Source organism: Microbacterium sp. NPDC057407, assembly GCF_042803895.1.
In the GTDB taxonomy this organism is placed as follows: Bacteria; Actinomycetota; Actinomycetes; order Actinomycetales; family Microbacteriaceae; genus Microbacterium.
In genome coordinates this window covers 814,912-835,475 of sequence record NZ_JBHVCA010000001.1, presented here as the reverse complement: position 1 = coordinate 835,475, position 20,564 = coordinate 814,912, and the positions used below count along the sequence as shown (strand labels likewise).

16 protein-coding genes are annotated in these 20,564 nt (G+C 72.4%); 9 read left to right on the top strand and 7 right to left on the bottom strand.

Going from position 1 to position 20,564, the window contains the following annotated elements; all coding sequences use genetic code 11:
- Positions 1-5: 5 nt before the first annotated feature.
- The 4 genes from ACFUTX_RS04025 (at position 6) to ACFUTX_RS04010 (ending at position 4,598) form a co-directional block, all read left to right on the top strand.
- Positions 6-1,193, top strand: a complete 1,188-nt coding sequence (locus tag ACFUTX_RS04025; RefSeq protein ID WP_378861057.1) for a sugar ABC transporter permease — start codon at positions 6-8, stop codon at positions 1,191-1,193.
- A 158-nt stretch (positions 1,194-1,351) separates the two neighbouring features.
- Positions 1,352-2,434, top strand: a complete 1,083-nt coding sequence (locus ACFUTX_RS04020; protein WP_378860892.1) for a sugar ABC transporter substrate-binding protein — start codon at positions 1,352-1,354, stop codon at positions 2,432-2,434.
- Positions 2,435-2,520: 86 nt separating this feature from the next.
- Entirely contained in the window at positions 2,521-3,330 is an 810-nt protein-coding gene (locus ACFUTX_RS04015; RefSeq protein WP_378860891.1) for an ATP-binding cassette domain-containing protein, read from the top strand.
- Positions 3,327-4,598 (top strand): sugar ABC transporter permease, encoded by a 1,272-nt coding sequence (locus ACFUTX_RS04010; protein WP_378860890.1) that lies wholly within the window; start codon positions 3,327-3,329, stop codon positions 4,596-4,598. The genes ACFUTX_RS04015 and ACFUTX_RS04010 overlap by 4 nt, the downstream gene beginning before the upstream one ends.
- 60 nt (positions 4,599-4,658) lie before the next feature.
- Here ACFUTX_RS04010 and ACFUTX_RS04005 read toward each other — a convergent pair whose 3' ends face one another.
- From ACFUTX_RS04005 to ACFUTX_RS03980, 6 genes are all read right to left on the bottom strand, one after another.
- Positions 4,659-5,354, bottom strand: a complete 696-nt coding sequence (locus tag ACFUTX_RS04005) for an NAD-dependent deacylase (RefSeq protein WP_378860889.1) — start codon at positions 5,352-5,354, stop codon at positions 4,659-4,661.
- A 39-nt stretch (positions 5,355-5,393) separates the two neighbouring features.
- Positions 5,394-6,920, bottom strand: a complete 1,527-nt coding sequence (locus tag ACFUTX_RS04000) for an ATP-dependent DNA ligase (RefSeq protein ID WP_378860888.1) — start codon at positions 6,918-6,920, stop codon at positions 5,394-5,396.
- Between the two features lie 97 nt (positions 6,921-7,017).
- Positions 7,018-7,455 (bottom strand): hypothetical protein, encoded by a 438-nt coding sequence (locus tag ACFUTX_RS03995; RefSeq protein WP_378860887.1) that lies wholly within the window; start codon positions 7,453-7,455, stop codon positions 7,018-7,020.
- 49 nt (positions 7,456-7,504) lie between these two features.
- On the bottom strand, positions 7,505-8,278 hold the full coding sequence (locus tag ACFUTX_RS03990) for an LLM class flavin-dependent oxidoreductase (RefSeq protein ID WP_378860886.1): 774 nt from the start codon (positions 8,276-8,278) through the stop codon (positions 7,505-7,507).
- A gap of 48 nt (positions 8,279-8,326) precedes the next feature.
- Positions 8,327-9,205 (bottom strand): LLM class flavin-dependent oxidoreductase, encoded by an 879-nt coding sequence (locus tag ACFUTX_RS03985; protein WP_378860885.1) that lies wholly within the window; start codon positions 9,203-9,205, stop codon positions 8,327-8,329.
- Positions 9,206-9,312: 107 nt separating this feature from the next.
- Positions 9,313-11,877 (bottom strand): ATP-dependent Clp protease ATP-binding subunit, encoded by a 2,565-nt coding sequence (locus tag ACFUTX_RS03980; protein ID WP_378860884.1) that lies wholly within the window; start codon positions 11,875-11,877, stop codon positions 9,313-9,315.
- 212 nt (positions 11,878-12,089) lie between these two features.
- Between ACFUTX_RS03980 and ACFUTX_RS03975 the strand changes: the two genes are divergently transcribed.
- From ACFUTX_RS03975 to ACFUTX_RS03955, 5 genes are all read left to right on the top strand, one after another.
- Positions 12,090-12,926 carry a class I SAM-dependent methyltransferase gene (locus ACFUTX_RS03975; RefSeq protein WP_378860883.1) on the top strand — a complete coding sequence of 279 codons (837 nt, stop codon included), beginning with the start codon at positions 12,090-12,092 and terminating at the stop codon, positions 12,924-12,926.
- A gap of 52 nt (positions 12,927-12,978) precedes the next feature.
- Positions 12,979-13,176 (top strand): hypothetical protein, encoded by a 198-nt coding sequence (locus ACFUTX_RS03970; RefSeq protein WP_378860882.1) that lies wholly within the window; start codon positions 12,979-12,981, stop codon positions 13,174-13,176.
- A 14-nt stretch (positions 13,177-13,190) separates the two neighbouring features.
- Positions 13,191-15,500, top strand: a complete 2,310-nt coding sequence (locus ACFUTX_RS03965) for an ATP-binding protein (protein WP_378860881.1) — start codon at positions 13,191-13,193, stop codon at positions 15,498-15,500.
- A 113-nt stretch (positions 15,501-15,613) separates the two neighbouring features.
- The gene (locus ACFUTX_RS03960; RefSeq protein ID WP_378860880.1) at positions 15,614-18,532 is read left to right on the top strand and encodes an aminotransferase; all 2,919 of its coding nucleotides are present in this window, start codon (positions 15,614-15,616) and stop codon (positions 18,530-18,532) included.
- A 52-nt stretch (positions 18,533-18,584) separates the two neighbouring features.
- Positions 18,585-19,709, top strand: coding sequence for a class I SAM-dependent methyltransferase (locus tag ACFUTX_RS03955; protein WP_378860879.1), 1,125 nt, complete (start codon positions 18,585-18,587; stop codon positions 19,707-19,709).
- 33 nt (positions 19,710-19,742) lie between these two features.
- On the opposite strand, the gene ACFUTX_RS03950 is transcribed toward ACFUTX_RS03955, so the two are convergent.
- Positions 19,743-20,432, bottom strand: coding sequence for a hypothetical protein (locus ACFUTX_RS03950; RefSeq protein WP_378860878.1), 690 nt, complete (start codon positions 20,430-20,432; stop codon positions 19,743-19,745).
- Positions 20,433-20,564: the final 132 nt, after the last annotated feature.

Genomic DNA, 20,564 nt, shown 5'->3' with positions numbered 1-20,564 from the left:
TCAGCATCGCGGGCGTCCGCGGAGCCCTCGAGTCGCTCATCTCGCGCATCCGCGGCGGCGACCTCGGGGCGGCGCCGGTGATCGCCGGTCTCATCGTGATCTGGCTCGTGTTCCAGGCTCTCAACCCCGTCTTCCTCTCCAGCCAGAACCTGGGAAACCTGACGATGCAGTGCGCCGCGATCGGCACCATCGCCCTCGGCGTCGTCCTCGTGCTGCTCCTCGGCGAGATCGACCTGTCGGTCGGCTCGGTGTCGGGCCTCGCCGCCGCGGTGCTCGCCGTGACGTTCGTACAGCTGCAGTGGCCGCTGGTGTTCGCTCTCGTCGCGGCGGTCGGCATCGGATGCCTCGTCGGACTGCTGTACGGATTCCTCTACACGCGGTTCGGGCTGCCCAGCTTCGTGATCACACTGGCGGGGCTCCTGGGGGTCCTCGGCCTGCAGCTGTGGGTGCTCGGCGAGACGGGGACGATCGGCCTGCCGTTCGACTCGTGGATCGTCCAGTTCGCGCAGGACATGTTCCTGCCCGCCTGGGCGTCGTACGTGCTCGTGGTCGTGTCGGTGGCGGCGTACGCGGCCGTGCTGCTGCGACGCGCGCGCCGCCGCGCGGCGGCGAACCTGGTGAGCCAGAGCACCGTCGAGATCGGCGTGCGCAGCGGCGCGCTGCTCGTGGTGCTCGTGCTCGCGGCGTGGTACCTCAACCTCGAGCGCGGCGTCGGCCTGATGTTCGTGTTCTTCATCGGACTGGTCGTCGCCATGAACCTGGTGCTCACGCGCACCCGCTGGGGCCGGGCGGTCTACGCGGTGGGTGGATCCGTCGAGGCGGCACGGCGGGCCGGCATCCGGGTCGACCGCATCTACCTTTCGGTGTTCGCCATGTGCTCGACGCTCGCTGCGGTCGGCGGCGTGCTCGCAGCGGCGCGACTGGCGTCGGCGGGTCAGAGCTCGGGCACGGGCGACGTCAACCTGAACGCCATCGCGGCGGCGGTGATCGGCGGCGCGAGCCTGTTCGGCGGCAGAGGATCGGCGTTCTCCGCGCTCCTGGGAGTCATCGTCATCCAGTCGATCTCGTCGGGCCTGACCCTGCTCAACCTCGACGCATCGGTGCAGTTCATGATCACGGGAATCGTGCTCGTCCTCGCCGTCATCGTGGACTCCATCTCGCGCCGCACGCGGGCGGCGACCGGTCGCGCCTGACGTCCGACTGCCTTCACTGGACGAACGCGGAACCGGCGTTGCCAAAGCGTTACGTTCAAGACTTGACGCCAAGAACCAGCGCCGAAATGATCTGATCAGCGCGATGTGACGCAGGGACGGTCCTGGGGTTCGCGCACTTCAATGACGAAAGGCGAATGATGAAGAAGTCTTCACTCCTCGCCGTGGCGGCCCTCACGGGTGCTGCCGCGGTGGTGCTCGCGGGCTGTGCCGGAAACTCCGGCGGCACCCCGAGCGAGAGCGGCGACGGTGGCGGCGAAGCCACCGGTGGCCGTGCCTGTGTGATCCTGCCCGACGCCGCGTCGTCGCCCCGCTGGGAGAACTTCGACGCGAAGTACCTGCAGGAGGGCCTCGAGGCTGCCGGCTTCGAGACCGACATCCAGAACGCTCTGGGCGACGTGAACAAGTACTCGACGATCGCGGACCAGCAGCTCGCCCAGGGCTGCGGCGTGATGCTCCTCGTCGACTACCAGGGCGCCGCCGAGGCCGTGGCCACCAAGGCCAAGGCCGAGGGCATCCCGGTCATCGCCTACGACCGTCCGTTCGCGGGCGCCGACTACTACGTGTCGTTCGACAACGTCGAGGTCGGCCGGCTCGAGGGCCAGACGGTGCTCGACGGGCTCGAGGCCAAGGGCGTCGACCCGGCTGAGGCCGTCGTCGTCTACATGGGCGGCGACCCGACCGACGGCAACGCGGCGATGTTCAAGGAAGGCGCGGTCGAGGTCATGGAGGCCGCGGGCATCACCCCGGCCGCCGAGCCTCCGGGCGTGTGGGACCAGGCCAAGTCGCAGACCAACTTCGAGCAGGCCCTGACCTCGCTCGGCGGTCAGGTCGACGGCGTCTGGGTCGCCAACGACACCAACGCGGCCGGCGTCATCAAGGTGCTGCAGGACAACAACCTCGAGGGCGTGGCCGTCTCCGGCCAGGACGCCAACGTGGCGGGTCTGCAGAACATCCTCCTCGGCTGGCAGACCGCGACGGTCTACAAGCCGGTGAAGGACGAGGCCACCGCCGCGGTCGAGACGGCTGTCGCGCTGCTCAACGGCGAGACGCCCGAGACGGACGCGGAGCTCGAGGACGGCACCCCCTACATCCAGGTCACGCCGATCCTCGTCGGACCGGAGCAGGTGAAGGATGTCATCGCCGCGGGCGACGCGTCGTACGACGACGTCTGCACCCCCGAGGTCATGGCGGCCTGCGAAGAGTACGGAGTCACCGAGTAAGTTATCGGCTGAAGCCGCGAGGGCGTCGCGTCACCGAGGCGCGGCGCCCTCGCGTGCACTCACCGGCACTCGGCAAGGAAGCGAGCATGTCACAGACCATCACAGCCACAGAGCCGATCATCGAACTGATCGGCGTGAAGAAATCGTTCGGTCCGGTCAGCGTCCTCAAGGGTGTCGACCTCAAGGTCTACCCCGGCAAGGTGACGGCGCTCGTCGGCGACAACGGCGCCGGCAAGTCGACGCTCATCAAGGGCCTCGCGGGCGTCCAGCCCTACGACGAGGGCGAAGTCCGCATCGACGGCACGCACCGCGATCTGCATACCCCGAGGGATGCCTCGGGCCTGGGGATCGAGGTGGTGTACCAGGACCTCGCCCTGTGCGACAACCTCGACATCGTCCAGAACATGTTCCTGGGCCGAGAGGAGACCTCTGTCGGCACCTTCGACGAGGGCCGCATGGAGAAGGAGGCGTCCGACACGCTCCGATCCCTGTCGGTGCGGACGGTGAAGTCGGTTCGGCAGAAAGTGTCGAGCCTCTCCGGCGGCCAGCGCCAGACGGTGGCGATCGCCCGTGCCGTGCTGAAGAAGGCGCGAGTGGTGATCCTCGACGAGCCGACCGCCGCGCTGGGCGTCGCGCAGACCGAGCAGGTGCTGAACCTCGTCAAGCGCCTCTCCGACCAGGGCGTCGCCGTCATCCTCATCAGCCACAACCTCGCCGACGTCTTCGAGGTCGCCGACGACATCGCGGTGCTCTACCTGGGCCAGATGGTGGCCCAGATCGAGACATCGCAGACCACGCGCGACGACGTCGTGGGCTACATCACCGGAACCAAGACCCTGGGCGGCGTCAGCATCGTCGACACGTCCACGATCCGCACCGAGGAGGGGCTGGCATGAGCAGCAACGCGACCCGCACGGAGGCGGCACCCGATCCGCTCGCCAGCGACCTGATCGGCAGCGGTGTCGAAGGCGGCGTGGCCGACCAGGCCCGCGCCTGGTGGCAGCGCGTCCGCAGCGGCGACATGGGCGCACTGCCCGCGATCGGCGGCCTGGTCGTCCTCGGCATCCTGTTCTCGGCGCTGAGCCCGTTCTTCCTCACCGAGCGCAACTTTGCGAACCTGCTCAATCAGGCCGCGACGCTCGTCGTGCTCGGCATGGCGCTGGTGTTCGTGCTGCTCCTCGGCGAGATCGACCTGTCGGCGGGTGTCACGGGCGGCGTCGGCATGGCGCTGTTCGTGGTGCTGAACTCCCAGTTCAACGTGCCGTGGCCCCTCGCCCTCCTGATCGGGTTCGGCTTCGGATTCTTCATCGGCGCGTTCATCGGATTCTTCGTCGCGAGGGTCGGCATTCCGTCGTTCGTCGTGACGCTGGGTCTGTTCCTGGGTCTGCAGGGCCTCGCCCTCGTCGTGATCGGCCCCGGCGGGCTGTTCCGCGTCGAGGTTCCGGAGCTCATCGCGCTGCAGAACGGCAACCTGCCGGTATGGGGCGGCTGGGTGATGCTCGCCATCATGCTGGCCATCTCGGCCGGCACGTCCTTCTGGGACCGGTCACGTCGCACCCGCGCCGGCGTCCCCAACCGGGCGATCTCGCTCGTGTGGATCAAGCTCGCCGTCATCGCCGTGGTCGGCGGCGCGGTCGTGTTCATCCTGAACCAGGACCGGGGACAGTCCGTCAACGCGGTGCAGGGCGTTCCCAACGTCGTGCCGATCGTGCTGGTGATCCTGTGGATCGGCACCTTCGTGCTCGATCGCACGAAGTTCGGTCGCTACATCTACGCGATCGGCGGCAACGCCGAAGCCGCGCGCCGCTCCGGCGTCAAGGTCCGCTGGATCAAGTGGTGGGCGTTCGTGATCTGTTCCTCCCTCGCGGTGTTCTCGGCCCTGCTGAGCGTGTCGCGCGTCGGGACGGTCGACGCCACCGTGGGGCGTGACATCGTCCTGTCGGGCGTGGCCGCGGCCGTCGTCGGCGGCGTCAGCCTCTTCGGCGGCAAGGGACGCCTGATGCACGCGGCGATCGGCGCGCTCGTCATCGCGACGATCACCAACGGCCTCGGCCTGCTCAACCTGCCCGCGGGCGTCAACCTGCTCGTCACGGGCGGTGTGCTGATCCTGGCCGCCACCGTCGACGCGCTGTCCCGCCTGCGCGGCAACGGCGTCCGTACTTAGACGCCTCGATCCGAGGGCGCCGGGCGGAGCATCCGTCCGGCGCCCTTCGTCGTCCGGGGCTCATCGCCTCGTCGCGAGGACCTCGTCGACCCACGCGGGAACCAGCTCGCCGGCGCGTCCCTGGCGCGCGTCGTCGAACGGGACGAGCGCGTCGGTGCGCTCGAGGTTGAGCTCGACGGTGCGCGCCCCGCAGGCAGCCGCCAGCGCCGCGTACCCGGCCGCGGGATACACCGCCCCGGAGGTGCCCACCGCGACGAACACGTCGCACGCGGTCACGGCGCGCTCGATGCGGTCCAGCTCGTAGGGCATCTCGCCGAACCACACCACGTCGGGGCGCAGCATCCGTCGTCCGCATCTCGGGCACGGCGGCCGGGGTTCGAGGTCGACGTCCCACGGCACGCGCGCCCCGCACGCGTCGCACCGCGCGCGGAGCAGCTCGCCGTGCATGTGCACGAGGTGGCGCGTGCCGGCCCGCTCGTGGAGGTCGTCGACGTTCTGCGTGACCACCAGCAGCTCGTCCCCGATCGCCCGTTCGAGGCGGGCGAGAGCGAGGTGGGCGGTGTTCGGCTGGACGGATGCCAGCGCCCGCCGTCGCGCGTCATAGAAGCGCTGCACCGTGACCGGGTTTCGCTCGTACCCCTCGGGCGTCGCCACGTCTTCGACGCGGTGCCCCTCCCACAGGCCGTCGGCGGCGCGGAAGGTCGGCACACCGCTCTCGGCCGAGATACCCGCGCCCGTGAGGACCACGATCGTCATCTCCCCAGTCTGCTCCCCCGTCGGCGCGGGCCGGCGCGGTCAGCCGCGGAGCAGCGCACGCAGGGACGAGATCGTGTCGGCCTCGTCGGGGCGCTTGTCGGGCCGGTAGCCCTTGACGCGGGCGAACCGGAGGGCGACGCCGCCCGGGTAGCGCGGCGACCGCTGCACGCCGTCGATCGCGATCTCGACGACCGTCTCGGGACGGACGTGGACGACGTGGCCCGAACGGCGGGTCTCGATGGCGAGGAAGCGCTCGGTCTGCCACTGCAGCAGCTTGTCGGTGAGGCCCTTGAACGTCTTGCCGACCATGACGAAGCCGCCCGGCTCGCCGAACGCCCCGTCAGGGTCGAGCGCCCCGAGATGCAGGTTCGACAGCAGGCCGCTGCGCCGCCCCGACCCCCACTCCACCGCCAGCACGACGAGGTCATAGGTCAGCACCGGCTTCACCTTCAGCCAGCTCTTGCCCCGGCGTCCCGCGGCGTAGGGGGCGTCGAGCCCCTTCACCATCACGCCCTCGTGCCCCGCCGCCAGCGCCTCGCGCGAGAACGACTCGGCTCGATCGGGGTCGTCGGTGACGATCCCCGGCATCCGGGCGTCGCCGGCCACCCGCTCGAGCACGTCGAGGCGGGCCGACAGCGGCTCGTCGATCAGGTCGCGTCCGTCGACGTGCAGGATGTCGAAGAACCAGGGCCGGAGCACCACGGCAGGATCGGCCTCGGAGCCGAACCGCGCCATGGTGTCTTGGAACGGTCGCGGGCCGCCGTCCTCGTCGAGCGACAGGGTCTCGCCGTCGAGGATGACCTCGTCGACCGGCAGTTGGCGGACCGCCTCGACGATCTCGGGCACCCGATGCGTGATGTCGGCGAGACTGCGGGTGTAGACGCGCACCTCGTCGCCGCGACGGTGCACCTGGATGCGCGCACCGTCGAGCTTGTACTCCACCGACGCGGGCCCTGCGAGAGTGGCGAGGGCCTCGCCGGTGGAGCCCGCCGTCGACGCCAGCATGGGCATCACCGGGCGGCCGACCCGCAGCCCGACGGACTCCAGCTCGCCGGGGGCGCCGTGCAGCACGATGCGCGCGGTCTCGCCGAGGTCGCCCGAGAGCATCGCGGCTCGGCGCACGGCCGACGCGTCCGCGTCGCCCGCCCGCGCGATCGCGTCGAGCAGCACTCCCTCGAGCGCGCCGGTGCGCAGCTCGCCGAGGATCACACGCGACACGAAGTCCCATTCCGAGGCCGTCGCCCGGCTCGCGAGCGTCACGAGCTCGTCGCGGCGGGCCGCGGCCGAGCCCGGCCCGTCTGCGCGGGCCAGGCGATCGAGCGCGGCATCGACGTCGTGGACGGTCAGGGACGGCGCGTCGGCGTGCGCGAGATCGAGCGCGGAGAGGCTGCGCCAGCCCACGCCCAGCCTTCCCTGCCGGGGGCTCGCGACGAGGAACCCCACCGCGGGCGCCACCTCGTCGGCGTCGAGTCCGGTGAGGACGTCGGCCAGCGCCGCCACCTTCGCGAGCCGGGAGGACGTCGCGGCGGCGGTGTCGGCGGCGCCCACCACGGCAGAGAGCAGCATGCTCGCATTGTGCCACCGGCCGCCGACACCCGACGGGGGGTTGCCAGCGGCGCACAGGCGGCTGTCGATTGCGCGGCGGCGAACCGCAGTCCCCCGATCACGCGTGCCGCCGTCCCTCTGCCCGCGTCCCGCCGGTCGCCTCGGGCGCGGTGGACCACAGCGCCCACGCGATCAGCACCGGCTGCAGCAGCAGGCGGACGAAGCGGGCGCGGTCCGAGCGCATGAGCGGCGCCGGACGCCCCGTGCGCCACTGGTGCACGTTGCCGGGGAAGACCGCGACGAAGAACGCGGCGATCGCCCAGCCCACCCGACGGCGCTCCCGGCGAAGAGTCAGTACGGCCGCACCGAGCATCAGTTCGACGGCGCCGGACGCGACGACGATCATGTCCTTGTCGGTGCGCAGCACGCGGGTGGCCCAGTCGGGCACGACGATCCGGTACCCGCGGCGACCCCAGAAGAGATGGGATGCCCCGGCGGCGAGCAGCAGCGCGGCCAGCGCCCACCGGGCCACGCGGCGGGCGATCACGGTGCTCACGCGACCAGTCTCGCACCCGGCCGTCCCGCCGCCCGGCTGGCGGCGGCGGTCACCGCGGCGCATACGCCTCGATCAGCCGGGCGTACGACGCCCCGGACCCGTCGGCCGTGATGGCGCGCAGCACGACCTCGTCGACCGCATCGCGGTAGGCATCGATGCGGTCGGTGCCGTCACCGGGCGCGATGGTCGTCTGGGATGCGTCGATGCCGAGCCGGGCGAAGTTCGCCGCGTAGGCGGGGTAGCCGGCGTACCGCGCGGTCTCGGCGGCGAGCGCCGGAGCGGCGCCGGGCTCGGCGGCCGCCCGCACGTACAGGGCCACGTGGGTCTCGGGTGTGATCGTGCGGGCCTCGTCCGCCTGGCGGGCCGCGAGGTCCGGCGTGAGCCAGCTCAGGAGCAGACCATCGGATGCCTCGGCTCCCGTGCGTCGCATCTTCGGCCCCAGGGCGCCGACCACGATGCGCGCCGACGGTCCTGTGCGCAGTGCGGCCGCGGCATCCGTGACCGTCGCGAGGGCGCCCACCGACCTCGCTCCCGAGCCGATTCCCAGGACGAGACGGTCGACGGGCAGGTCGAGTTCGCCGATGCGGGCGAGCACCTCCCGGGACGTGCGCCGGTCCATCGGGAGGACGCCGGTCGCGAGCATGAGCCGGTCGGTGACCCTCGCCGCGGCGGCGAGCACGTCCAGCGCATCGTGGCCCGGGGTGTCGTTGACCCACAGCGCGTGGAATCCTGCGGACTCGACGAGAGGCGCCAGGCTCGCGCCGATCTCGGGCCCGATCGCGGCGGCCACGCCGATCGACAGTGCGGCGGGAGTCTTCGTCATGCCTCGAGCATGCCCGATGACGGCGCGGAGGCAGCGCGGGGCGCGCGCTCAGTCGCCCCCATCAGCGCCGACCAGGCGCGCCACCTCGCCGGCGCCGGCGGCGAACTCGCGCACGTCGACCCGCGACGCGGGCAGGAGGACCGCGTCGTCCACGCCGGCGTCGAAGAACGCCCGCAGGCGGTCGGCGACCTCGGCGGGCTCGCCCCAGACCGCGCGCCGCTCGGGGTCGGGCTTGTCGCCGACGTCGGCGACGGCGCGCGCCTCGGCGTCGGACCCGAAGGCCGTCACCACGTACGCCACGACGTCGTGGCGGCCTGCCCTGCCCGACTCGGCCCTGGCGCCGCGGACCGCGGCGACGGCCGCTCGCACCTCGTCGGCGGTGTGGCCGCTGTCGAGCACCGTGCCGTCGGCGACCTCTCCGCTCAGCCGCAGGGTCTTCGGCCCCTCGGCGGCGGCGTAGACGAACGGCGCACTCTCGGGCGGATAGTCGAGGCGGACGGACTCGAGCGTGACGTAGCGCCCGGCGGTGTCGACCTGCTCGCCCGCGAGGAGCCCCTGCAGCGCAGGCACGTACTCGCGCATGAGCGTGAGCGGCGAAGCCGCTCGCGCGCCCACCTGACCCATCCAGGGCAGGACGCCGTGGCCCACGCCGGGGAGCAGACGGCCGGGGAACAGCCGCTCCACGGTCGCGATCTCCATCGCGGTCGCGGCGACGTTCCGCAGCGGCATGGGTGCGATCCCGATCCCGATGCGCAGCCGCTCGGTCCACGCGAGCGCGGCCGCGGCTGCGGCGAAGGCGGACGTGCGGAAGCAGTCCTCCCAGATCCACAGCTCCGGAACGCCCTCGCGCTCGGCGGCCAGAACGGCATCGCGGAACTCGTCGGGGCCGTGGGTGTAGGGATTGAAGATCGCGCCGATGCGGGCCATGCCCCTTACCCTGCCACGCAGCGCCGACAACGCCGTCCGTCTCCGCCGATCCGACCGTCGCGCCGGGGCGCGCGCGTCGGTTCGACGGAGACGGATCGGGGATCGGGTCAGGCCGCCTGAGGCAGCCGAGCCCGGGCTCGGACGAGGATGCCCTCGCTCGACGCATCCACCGTCACGGCGCCGCCGTCGGACAGCTGACCGGTGACGAAGAGGTCGGCCACCCGGTCGTCGACCTCGCGCTGGATGAGCCGCCGCAGCGGCCGGGCGCCGTACTCGGGCTCGTACCCGTTGTCGGCCAGCCAGTCGAGGGCCGCGTCGGTGACGATGAGCTCGACCTCGCGCTTGGCGAGCCGGGCCTCGGTCGCACCCAACAGCAGGCCCACGATCTGCCGCAGCTGCGGCTTCTCGAGCTTGCGGAACAGCACGATCTCGTCGATGCGGTTGAGGAACTCCGGTCGCATCGCCTCGCGCAGCTTGCCGAACACCCGGTCACGCAGATCCTTCTCGGATCCGAAACCCGTCGCGCCGCCCCCGTCGGCGATGAAGCCGATGGCGCCCGCGCGGGAGGCCAGGAACTCCGAGCCGAGGTTCGAGGTCATCACCACGACCGTGTTGCGGAAGTCGACCGTGCGCCCCTGGCCGTCGGTTAGGCGCCCGTCGTCGAGCACCTGCAGCAGCAGGTTGAACACGTCGGGGTGGGCCTTCTCGATCTCGTCGAACAGCACGATCGAGTACGGGTTGCGCCGCACTCGCTCGGTGAGCTGGCCGGCCTCGTCGTAGCCGACGTATCCGGGAGGGGCGCCGACGAGACGCGACACGGTGTGGCGCTCGCCGAACTCGCTCATGTCGAACCGGACCACCGCGCCCTCGTCGTCGAACAGCGACGAGGCGAGGGCCTTGGCGAGTTCGGTCTTGCCCACACCGGTCGGCCCGAGGAAGAGGAACGAGCCGACGGGCCTGCGGGCGTCGCCCATGCCGGTGCGACTGCGGCGCACCGCCTTCGCCACGGCGGCGACGGCGTCGTCCTGCCCGATGACGCGCGCGTGGAGCTCGTCCTCGAGCTGGGCCAGGCGCTCCCGCTCGGTCTCGGTCAGCCGGTTCACGGGGATGCCCGTGGCACGGCTGATCACCGCGGCGATCTCGGGCTCGTCCACGACGGCCTCGCTGCGGGTGACCCCGGCATGCGATGTCGCCTCGTCGAGCCGCGCCTGCACCTCGGCGATCCGGTCGCGGATGCGTGATGCCTCTTCGTAGTGCTCGGCGGAGACGGCGGCGTTCTTGTCGGCCTCGAGCCCGGCCAGCTGCTCGAGCAGCGCCGTGACGTCGACCTGCACGCCCAGGCGCAGGCGCAAGCGTGCGCCGGCCTGGTCGATGAGATCGATCGCTTTGTCGGGAAGGACCCGCTCGGTGAGGTAGCGGTCGCTGAGCTCGACGGCGGAGCGGATGGCGTCGTCGGTGTAGGCGACCCCGTGGTGCTGCTCGTACGCGGGCCTCAGCCCCTGGAGGATCTGCACGGCGTCCTCGATCGAGGGTTCGCCGACCCGCACCGGCTGGAACCGGCGCTCGAGGGCGGGATCCTTCTCGATCACGCGGTACTCCTTGAGCGTGGTCGCACCGACGAGGTGCAGCTCGCCGCGGGCGAGGCGCGGCTTGAGGATGTTGCCCGCGTCCATGCCGCCGTCGCCGGCGCCGCCGGCGCCGACCACGGTGTGCACCTCGTCGATGAAGACGACGATCTCGCCCTTGTGGGCCGCGATCTCGTCCATCGTCTTGGTGAGGCGCTCCTCGAAGTCGCCGCGGTAGCGCGTGCCCGCGAGCATCGCGGGGAGGTCGAGCGCGATGACGCGCTTGCCGAGCAGCTGCTCGGGCACCGCCCCGGCCACGATCGCCTGGGCGAGACCCTCGACGATCGCGGTCTTGCCGACGCCCGCCTCGCCGACGAGCACGGGGTTGTTCTTCGTGCGGCGACTGAGGATCTCGATGGTCTGCGCGATCTCATCGGCACGGCCGATGACGGGATCGAGCTCGCCCTCGAAGGCGCGGGCCGTGAGGTCGGTGCCGTACGTGTCGAGCATCGGAGTGGCGGATGCCGCGGCATCCGTCTCATCGATCGTCTCGGTGGCCGCACCCTGGCTGACCGTCTCGCGCAGCCCCTGCGTGAGGGCTTCGGCGGTCACACCGGCGCGCGCGAGGACCTGGCCGGCGGGGGTGTCCTGCGCGAGCACGAGGGCGAAGAACAGGTGCTCGGGGTCGACGTACGTCGAACCGGACGACCGTGCTACCTGGAAGGCCTGGAACAGCGCGCGCTGGACGGACGGCGTGATGACCGCGCCATCGACGTCGGCCGGGGCGGACGCGGCGGGGAGGCGCTCGTCGGTCGCGCGCAGGATGGCGCGCGGGTCGGCGCCGACCTGCTGCACGGCGTCGCGGGCCGGTGCCTCATCGACGAGCACGCGGAGGACGTGGAGCGCGTCGAGCTCGCGCTGGCCGCGCTCGAGGGCGAATCGTCCGGCGCGCTGGAGGAGCTGCTGGGTGCGCGCACCCAGGAACCGGCTGAGATCGATGGACCTCTCCGCACGCGCGCGCTCACCCGCGAGATACCGCGCGAGGAACTCGTCGAACGAGCTGCCGGTGTCGTCGGCGCCGGCGGAGGAGGTGAAGTCTTCGGGCATTGCGTCTTTCTCCTGAAGTTGAGTCAAGGCCTGTCAAGATTACGAACTTGAGCGCGACCGTATCAAGTTCAACGGCGCGACTTCCGGTGTATTCCCCGCGATCGTGCGCGCTCCTGAGAGGGGAGCCGGATTTCCGTGCCGGGCACGGATGCCGCCGCAGAGGTTTCCGACGAACGTGGACAGCGTCCACAGACCGAAGGAGAGGACACATCATGACCGATCTGAGCACCGTCACCATCGACGAGGCCGACAAGGCGCTCAAGGCCAAGCACCGCGCGATGTGGGCGTCCGGGGACTACCCGACGCTCGCGCACGACCTGATCTGGTCGCTCGGCCCGCGGGTCGTCGAGGCCGTCGACATCCGACGCGGTGAGCGCGTCATCGACATCGCCGCGGGAAGCGGCAACGCCGCCATCCCGGCCGCGCTGCGCGGCGCCGACGTGGTCGCGACCGACCTGACGCCCGAGCTGTTCGGCGAAGGGCACCGGCGCGCAGAGGAGGCGGGCGCACAGCTGGAGTGGCGCCCCGCCGACGCCGAGGCCCTGCCGTTCGGCGACGACGAGTTCGACGTCGCCGTCTCGACGGTGGGAGTGATGTTCGCCCCGCACCATGAGCGGAGCGCTGCCGAGATCGTCCGCGTCGTGCGCCCCGGCGGACGGATCGGGTTGATCAGCTGGACTCCGGAGGGGTTCATCGGCCAGCTCTTCGCGGCGCTGAAGCCGTTCAACGCGCCGCTCCCCGCAGGGGCGCAGCCGGCACCGCTGTGGGGGGACGAGACGCACGTGCGGGCGCTCTTCGGCGACACGGTGGCCGACGTGCGCGCCACCCGCGAGACCGTCAGGTTCGGCCGCTTCGCCTCCGGCGAGGAGTTCCGCGCGTACTTCGCGTCGCACTACGGCCCGACCATCGCGGTCTACAACCGCAACGCCGACGACCCCGCAGCGGTCGCGGCGATCGACGAGGCGCTGCGCGGCCTGGGCGATCGCGCCGTCGCCGCGCACGGCGCCATCGACTCGGAGTACCTGCTGTTCACCGCGACGGTCCGCTGAGACCCCGCGCATGACCGCCGGCACCCGCCGGCACCGGAAGGGAGACGGACGCATGTCCGCGTACGATCTGTTCGCGCTGCACCTCGCCGAGCGTGAGAGCGCGCACCGTGACCTCGAGCGTCGACGCGTCGTGCTCGAGCGGCTCGCACAGGAGCGGGCCGCGAGCCCGGATGCTCCGGCCGCCGCCTCGATCGCGGCGCGAGCGCTTCACCTCGGCGGGCTGCGCCGTCTCCTTCCGGGGCGTGCGTGACTACACTGGGCGTCGTGCTGGGGCCTCCCCTGACGCCGCGCGAACGCGCGGTCCTCGCCGGCGTGGAGCGGCGACTGACCAACCCCGAGATCGCGTCGGAGTTGTTCATCTCCGTGCGCACGGTCGAGAGCCACATCGCGAGCCTGAGGCGCAAGCTCGACGCCGACAGCCGGGCCGACCTCGTCGCGGCGGCCCGGCATCGGCGCGAGAGCTCCGTCCGGGTCCCGGCGAATCCGCTGCGCGGACGCGGTCGCGATCTGGCGATGGCGGAGGCGGCGTTCGCCCGCGGTGATCTCGTGACGTTCGTCGGCCCCGGCGGAGTCGGCAAGACGAGGCTCGCGCTCGAGTTCGCCAAGGCGCACGACGATCGCACCCCCGTGATCGTCGAGCTCGAGCACGCGTCGGCCGGCGATCTGGTCAACCGCGTCAGCCGGTCGCTCGGGATGGAGGTCTCGCCCCACGAGGACCTCGTCGCCTCGGTGGGCGTCGCCCTGGCCGCGCAGCCCTACCTGCTGGTGCTCGACAACGCCGATCACGTGGTCCCGGCCACACGGCGCATGGTCTCAGCCCTGCGCGCGCTGGCGCCGGCCCTGAAGGTGCTGGCGACCTCCCGAACACCGCTCGGCGGGAACGACGAGCAGGTGCAGGTCGTCGAGCCGCTGGTGTCCGCCGGCGTCGACGCCCCGGCGAGCGCGCTCCTGAGCGACCGGCTCGCCTCCGCCGGTCAGCCTCCGACCCCGGACGACGACGCGCATCTCGACCACATCGCGGCCCGGCTGGACGGCCTGCCGCTCGCACTCGAGCTGGCCGCCGCGGCGGCTCGGCATCTCAGCCTCGCGGAGCTGTCGTCCCGTCTGGACCACGACTTCGCGACCCTCGACAGGGCGACGCCCGAAGGACGCCACCGCAGCCTCGAGACGGCTTTCGAGTGGACCTGGGATCTGCTCACCGACGAGGAGCGCGAGGTTCTCCGGCGCCTCGCGGCGCTTCCGCGCACGTTCGACATGGACCTCGCCGTCGCCGTCACGCACGAGGGCGCGCAGGGCGTGGTGCTGCGACTGCTGGACCGCTCGCTGCTGGTGACGGCTCCCACCGGCCGCGGCCGCTGGCGGCTCCTCGCCGTCATGCGCGAGTTCGTGCTGGCCCGCACGGACGACGCGGTCGTGCGCGACGTGCTCCGACGCCACGCGGAGCTCATCACGACCGTGTCGGAAGGGTTCATCGCCACTGCCCGCACCGACGCGAGCGCGGAGGCCATGCAACTGTCGGTGATGCTGTGCCCCGAGGTGAACGCCGCCCTGCGCTGGTCGCTCGCCGAGCGCGACCCGCTCGCGGTGCGGCTGTCGGCGCTGCTCGCGATCGGCGTGGAGCAGTACGGGTCGGACGCCGACAGCGTCGAGGCTCTCGCGATGGGCGCGCGCGACGAGTGGATGCTGGAGCGCGCGACGCCTGCCCAGCTGCTGGTGCTCGGCAATGCGCTCGCCTTCTTCGACGTCGAGGTGGTGGCGGCGCTCGCCGAGCGCGCCCTCACCGTCGCGGATGCCTCGGATCCGCAGCAGCAGCGTGCCGCGCACCAGCTGGCCGGCATGGCGGCGGCGTACGGGCCGCATCCGGCCGAGGCGCTCCCCCACCTCGACATCGCGGAGCGGCTCGCCGTGGAGCACGACGACGCGTGGGACGCGGCGGCGGCGCGGCAGTTCCGCGGGGTGGCGTTGCGGAGCATCGCGATGCAGGAGGGAGCGGGCGACCTCAGCGCGGCAGTCGAGGCGTTCGAGGCGGCCATGCTCTCCTACGCCCGGGCGGGCGACGAGACCCACGTCAACAACGTGCGGTTCATGATGGCCCTGACCGCCGCGGAGACCGGACACGACCGCGACCGGGCGGCGCGATGGGCAGCCGAGTGCGTCGCCTACGCCGAGGCGATGGCGAACGACCACGAGCGGGCGCACGGGCGGCTCGTGCAGGCCACTCTCGGCCTGGACGGTCCCGGCGAGCTGGACGACCTGATCGCGTCGTTCCGCCACTTCGGCGACCTTCGCTGCGTGCACCGCGTGCAGATGCTGCGCGCCGCCCGGGCCGCCAGCCCGCGCCGACGCGTCGACCTGCTGCGGGAGGCCGCGGCGATCGCGGCGACCGCCGGTGACCGTGCCCGGCAGATCCTCGCGGCCCAGGCTCTCGTGGCCGCCCAGCGCGACGCGGGCGACCGCGGCGGGCTCCTGGCGGCTCTCGACGCCCTCGCCGACGTGGCCGGGCGCGACGCGGCCCTGGCCGCGTGCCGACCGGACGAGATCGCCCTGTTCCTCGGCGAGGCCGCGTCCGCCTGAGCGCTCTCCGGCGCGTCGGGTTCGCGACAGCCCGGCCAGACCCGGACCGATTTCCGGACGAATCGGCGGCACGGCGGACGATAGCCTCGTGTGGATTCCAGCGAGGAGTATGCATGAGCGCCGATGCGCGGCCGGGCGAGGCCCTGGCACAGCCGGTTCCCCCCGACATCTCACCCGAGACGGCCGCACGCCTCGCCCGTACGGTGTGGGGGGTCGAGGCCACGGCACGCGCGCTCGGCAGCCACCAGGACCGCAACTTCCTGCTCGAGCGGCACGATGCGCCGCGCCTGCTGCTGAAGATCGCCAACCCCAGCGTCACCGCCGCTGAGCTGGAGGCGCAGTCCGCCGCCGCGCGGCTCATCGCCGAACGAGCACGCTGCCGCGCACCACGTGCCCTGCCGGTGCCGGGGCCGACGCCGCGGCCGGCGGAGACCACCGCCCGGGCGGTGATCGTCGACGGCGTCGAGATGCACGCGCGCGTGCTCGAGTTCCTCGACGGCGAGACGCTCTCGGGGTATCTGTCGCCCCGTGTGATCCAGGCGATGGGCGCACTCGCGGCCCGGATCGCTCTGGCCCTCGAAGGATTCGACGCGCCCGGCGCCGCGCGCGCCCACCAGTGGGATCTGCGCAGCGCCCCGTCGGTGCTCGCCGAGCTCCTCCCGTTCGTGGGCGACCCGGCGCTCGCCGGACGGTTGAGCTCCGCCGCGGCAGCGGCATGGCGCGTCGTCGAGCGCGTGGCCGACGAGCTTCCTCGGCAGTTCATCCACGGCGACCTCACCGACGACAACCTCGTGACGTCCGACCCCGTGACCGGCATCCCCGACGGCGTGATCGACCTCGGCGACCTCAACCGCACCTGGACGGTCGGCGAGCTGGCCATCACCGTCTCGTCGCTGCTGCATCACGACGGCGTCGGCATCGTCGACGCCGTTCGCGCCGTCACCGCCTATCACCGGGTGCGCCCGCTGGCGGCGGCCGAGATCGAAGCGCTGTGGCCGCTCGTCGTCGTCCGAGCGGCGACGCTGGTGGCCAGCGCTCACCACGTCCTGGCGACCGATCCCGGCAACGACTACGCCGCGGGGAATCTCGAGCACGAGCTGGCCATCTTCGCCGCCGCCACCGCGGTGCCGCTCGAGGTCGCGACCGCCCTGGTGTCGGCCGCGACGGGCGCGGCCCCCTCCCCCCTCGCGCTCCCCGCGGCCGAGCCGATCCTCCCCTGGCTCGGGCCGGATGACGTCGCGGTCTGCGACCTGTCGCCCGAGAGCCCGCTCCTGCACGAGGGCGCCTGGCTCGAGGCATCCGCCGAAGACGACGCGATGAGGGGACGCCTCGGCCCCGCCCGCGCGGTCGTCGCCCGCTTCGACGAATCCCGCCTGACCCGCTCCCGACCGGGCGACCCCGAGGCGCCGCGCAACGTCTCGCTCGGGATCGAGCTGCGCTTCGCCGACCCGCAGCCGGTCGCCGCTCCGTGGGCGGGGACCATCGAGCCCACCGCCGACGGGCTGCTCCTGCGGGGCGAAGGGGTGGACCTGATCCTCGACGGGGTGCGCGCCGCACTGCCTGCCGGGACGCGCCTCGCCGCGGGCGATCTCCTCGGCGAGAGCACCGACCGGCTCTGGATCCAGGTCCGGCGGAGCGGCGTCGACGCACCCCGTTTCGCGCCCCGCGGACTCGCCGGCGCCTGGGGGCGGATCGTGGCCGATCCGAGTGCGCTGGTGCCGGGGCATCCGGAACCCGCTCGCCGGCCCGATGCCGCCGAGCTGCTCGCGCGGCGCGATGCCGTGTTCGCCGACGTGCAGGAGCACTACTTCGATGATCCGCCGGTGATGGTGCGGGGCTGGCGCGAGCACCTGGTCGACGCGGACGGGCGCGTGTACCTCGACACCCTCAACAACGTCTCCTCGGTGGGGCACGCCCACCCGAGGCTGGTCGAGGCCGTCGCCGGGCAGTGGCGTCTGCTCAACACCAACTCGCGGTTCCACTACCCCTCGGTGGTGGCGTTCTCGGAACGTCTGGCGGCGCTGCTCCCGCCATCGCTGGACACCGTGTTCCTCGTCAACAGCGGCTCGGAGGCCGTCGATCTCGCCCTCCGTCTCGGACGCGCGTGGTCGGGCCGCGACGATGTGCTGGCCCTGCGGGAGGCCTACCACGGCTGGACCTTCCTCAGCGACGCGGTGTCGACGTCCGTCGCGGACAATCCCGACGCCCTCTCGACCCGCCCCGACTGGGTGCACACCCTGCCCTCGCCCAATCCGCTGCGGGGCGAGCACCGCGGATCGGACGCCCGACGCTACGCCGACGAGGCCGTCGCAGAGATCGACCGGCTCGCCGCGGCCGGCATACCGGTGGGCACGTTCATCGCCGAGACCCTGTTCGGCAACGGCGGCGGCGTCGCCCTGCCCGACGGGTATCTCGCGGCCGTCTACGACGCCGTCCGAGCGCACGGCGGCATCGCCGTCGCCGACGAGGTGCAGGTGGGCTACGGCCGGCTCGGGCAGTGGTTCTGGGGCTTCGAGCAGCAGGGTGTCGTACCGGATGTCGTCGCGGTGGCCAAGGCGATGGGCAACGGCCATCCGCTCGGCGCCGTCATCACGACGCGCGAGATCGCCGAGCGGTATCGCACCGGCGGGTACTTCTTCTCCTCGGCGGGCGGCAGCCCGGTCTCGAGCGCCGTCGGCCTCGCGGTGCTCGACATCATCCGCGACGAGCGTCTGCAGGAGAACGCCCGCGAGGTGGGCGGCTACCTGAAGAGCCGGCTCGAGGATCTCGGGGAGCGCCATCCGATCCTCGCCGCCGTCCACGGGTCGGGCTTCTACCTGGGGCCGGAGCTCGTGCGCGATCGCGCCACGTGGGAGCCGGCCACCGCCGAGACAGCGGCCGTCTGCGCTCGCCTTCGGGATCTCGGGGTCATCGCCCAGCCGACCGGCGACCACCAGAACATCCTCAAGATCAAGCCGCCGATGTGCTTCACGCGGCAGTCCGCGGACGCGCTCGTGGCCGCCCTGGATCGCGTGCTCACCACCGGATGGTGACGTCCTGACAGACCCGAGCCGGCCCGGCGCCGAGCGAGGCTACCGTGGGACGGTGCACTACTCCCCCGCCGCGCTGCGGCGCTGGCCCGACCTCGAAGGGCCGGACCTGCCCGCAGCGGATGCCGCCGACCGACTCATTCTCGACGAATCGGCCGCAGCCCGGGACGCCGCCCCCGACGGCACCGTCGTCGTCATCGGCGACGGCTACGGCGCGCTCACGCTCGGCGCCGCGGCGGATGGCGACCGCGGCATCCGCGTCCATCAGGATCCCCTCACCGGCGAGCAGGCGCTCGCCGCGAACGCGGAGCGGTTCTCGCTGGCGCACGCGTACCGCTCCCGCGGACTGTCCAGCGACCTCGTCCAGGGGGCCCGCGTCGTGCTGCTGCGGCTCCCCCGCGCGCTCGACGCGCTCGACGACATCGCGGGACTGATCGCCGCGCACGCCGATCCTGCCGTCGTGGTCTTCGGCGGCGGGCGGGTGAAGCACATGACGACGGCCATGAACGGCATCCTCGGCGAGCGCTTCGAGCGCGTCGACGTCACCCACGCCCGGCAGAAGTCCCGCGTGCTCGTGGCCCGCGGTCCCCGCGCCGGTCGCGATCCCGAGCCCCGCTGCCAGGCCCACGAGGGTCTGACGGTGTGCGCCTTCGGCGGTGCGTTCGCCGGCACCGGGATCGACATCGGCACGCGCTTCCTGCTCGAGCATCTTCCCGATCCGGTGCAGCTCGTCCGCCTCGCCGTCGACGAGCCCGTCATCGACCTCGCGTGCGGCACGGGCGTCGTCGCCGCCACCCTCGCCCTGCGCCACCCGGGTCTGCGGGTGTACGCGTGCGATCAATCGGCGGCGGCCGTCGCGTCGGCGCGCGCCACGGCGGCGGCGAACGGCGTCGCGGACCGCGTGGAGGTCGCCCGAGACGACATGCTGCGCTCGCGGCCCGACGGTCAGGCCGCGTTCATCGCCCTCAATCCCCCGTTCCACGTCGGCGCGGCGGTGTCGGACGACATCGCGCCGCGCCTCTTCGCCGACGCCGCCCGCGCCCTCCGGCCCGGCGGGCAGCTGTGGGCGGTGTGGAACTCGGGACTGCGCTACCGAGCTGCGCTCGAGGGCCTGGTGGGCCCCACCCGGCAGGTGGCGCGCAACGCGAAGTTCACCGTGACCGCCTCCGTCCGGCGCTGAGCCGGTGGGATCGCCGACGCGCTGCGCGATGCGTCACCCGTCGGTGGCGGGGGCGTCCGCGGCAGGTGGCGCGAACGACAGCCACGAGCCGTCGCTGCACTGGTAGAACATCGGCTCGGACGTGTCGATGTAGATGTCGTCCGCCTCGCACGACTCCGGCGGAGCGCCGACCCCGAGCGACACCTGCGTCCCCGGCTCGCCCTGCTCCCCTTGCTCGCCCTGCTCCCCCTGCTCGCCCTGCTCCCCCTGCTCGCCCTGCTCGCCCTGCTCCCCCTGCTCCCCCTGCTCGCCGGTCGCTCCGGTCTCGCCGGTCGCGCCGGTGAGGTTCTCGGCGGCCGACTCGCGGATGTTCCCCACCAGCGTCCAGTCCTCCTCGTAGAGGTACACGTCGGCGGTGGCGATGTCGATGTACACGTCTCCCGGCGAGCCCTTGCCCGACTCCGGCGCCCCCGTTCCCACGCGGACAGCCGATCCCGCCGGCAGGATCTCCTCGAGCGCGGCTTCGTAGTCCTCGACCGACGCCGTCTCCTCGGCGACGGGTGTGGGCTCCGGCGTCGGCTGGGTCGTGTCCACCGACCGTGCGAGCCACGAGCCGAAGAAGGCGGCGAAGAACGCCAGGACGACGATCGCCAGACCGAACCAGACGAGCGTTCCTCGCGTGATGCCGCCGGGAGCGGCGGGGGTCGGGGCGGGTGAAGGGGACCGCGTGGCGCCGTCGGACATCGCCTGTCTCCGTTTCGGCCGTTCCTTCGGGGGCGAGGCGCCACAGGGAACGGCGTGGCCCTCACTGTAGGGAGCGCGCCGAAACGGCGGCCTCACCCGCAGAGGATGATCCGCGGGTCCGCGCCCCCTCTG